The sequence below is a fragment of the Lentzea sp. NPDC060358 genome (assembly GCF_042725365.1).
GTDB lineage: Bacteria > Actinomycetota > Actinomycetes > Mycobacteriales > Pseudonocardiaceae > Lentzea.
The window spans coordinates 1-1,515 of the sequence record NZ_JBHXCW010000468.1 but is presented as its reverse complement, the minus strand read 5'-3'; the positions used below and the strand labels follow the sequence as shown (position 1 = coordinate 1,515).

The window sequence follows — 1,515 nt, the reverse complement described above, 5'->3', positions numbered from 1 at the left end:
GAACCCGGTCCCGGCGGTGATCGCGGCGTCGGCGTGGTGGACGACCGTCTCGTGGGCCATCCGGCGCGCCCAGAATCCCGTGCTGCCCTCCCAGGCCCAGGACCACACCTTCACCTCCGTGCCCGCGGCCCGCAGCGCCTCGGCGGTCGCCTCCGCGCCCTCGGCCAGCCAGGCGTCCAGCGCGGCGGCGTCCTCGCTCGCGGGGGAGCCGTTCGGCACCGCATCCGGCTGGATGACGTCGGTGGAGCGGGTGCGTACGATCTCGCCGACCCAGCGATGGGCCCGGCCCACGTGGTGGGCGAGTGCGCGCAGGTCCCAGTCGGGGCAGGTCGGAACGGTGGCGGAGAGATCGGCGCCGCGGAGTGCGGCCCGGAAGGCTTCGGTCCGGCTGATGATCTCGTCGCAGTAGCGGTCGTGCGTGAGTGAGCTCATATCCGTACCCTAAGACGGTGTCCTATGTGGTGAGTCGAAGGAGGCGTTTGTAGCAGCAGAGTGCGGCGGCGAGGCCGAGGAAGGCGAGGTAGTTGCGGGGGTGGCGTTCGTAGCGGTGGTTGAGTCTGCGGTAGCCGGACAGCCAGGACATGGTGCGTTCGATGACCCACCTTCGGCGTCCGAGCCGTTCACTGGATTCGATTCCCTTGCGGGCGATACGGACGCCGATACGCTTCCCACGCAGCCATTTACGCAGGTCACGGATGTCGTATGCCTTGTCGGCGTGGAGTCTGCGGGGTTGGTAATGCCAGCCGCGGTGGGGATCGTGTCTCGATTGGAGACCGGCCACCATGGGCTTCAGTCCTTGGCTGTCGTGGGTGTTGGCGGCGGAGACGCCGACGACCAGGGGCAGTCCGTTCGCGTCCGACAGGACGTGCATCTTGGAGCCCGGTTTACCCCGGTCCACGGGGCTCGGGCCTGTGAGTTCGCCCCTTTTTTGGCCCGTACATGGGCGGAGTCGAGGACCACACGGGTCACGTCGAGCAGGCCGCACTCGTCGATGCGGTCGAGTATCGCCTCGTGCAGCCGGCCCCAGACACCGGCCCTGGACCAGATGACGAAGCGCCGATGGGCAGTCGACTTCGAGACCCCGAAACACGGTGGCAGGGCCCGCCAGGCACACCCGCTCACCAACACGTAGACGATGGCCGCGAACAGCGTCTCATCAGGCGTGTCCTGCGTCCCGCCGCCCTGCGGACGCACCCGAGAGGGCGGGATCAACGGCTTCGCGATCTCCCACAGCCCGTCCGGAACAATCCAACTCCACGTATCCCGCCCCATGAACAGCCCAACGAGCGATCACCACATAGGACACCGTCTAACTTGATCTTTAACCTCGGAGGTCGAACGACTCGTCGTACTTGATCACTCGGACTGGTAACTGCCGTGCGTGCAGGCGGCCTTCGGCTGAGCATGTGCTCCGACCAAGGAACACACAACACTCAGCACGAAGGCCGTGGGGATGGGTCTGTTGCACCATCCTGTCCGGCAGGATCCGTTTGCGGAACTGTCACGCTTCCGGGG

General features: G+C 66.7%; 2 protein-coding genes. Both read right to left on the bottom strand.

All coding sequences use genetic code 11. The annotated features are described in order from the left end of the window. Window positions 1-432: maleylpyruvate isomerase N-terminal domain-containing protein (locus tag ACFWGZ_RS40945; RefSeq protein ID WP_382456964.1), on the bottom strand; the 432-nt coding region annotated here is incomplete at its 3' end. 22 nt (window positions 433-454) lie between these two features. After that, a protein-coding gene (locus ACFWGZ_RS40940; RefSeq protein ID WP_382456963.1) for an IS5 family transposase occupies window positions 455-1,272 on the bottom strand; the annotation gives its coding sequence in 2 pieces (ribosomal slippage) (window positions 455-924 and window positions 924-1,272; 819 coding nt in all). Window positions 1,273-1,515 lie beyond the last annotated feature (243 nt).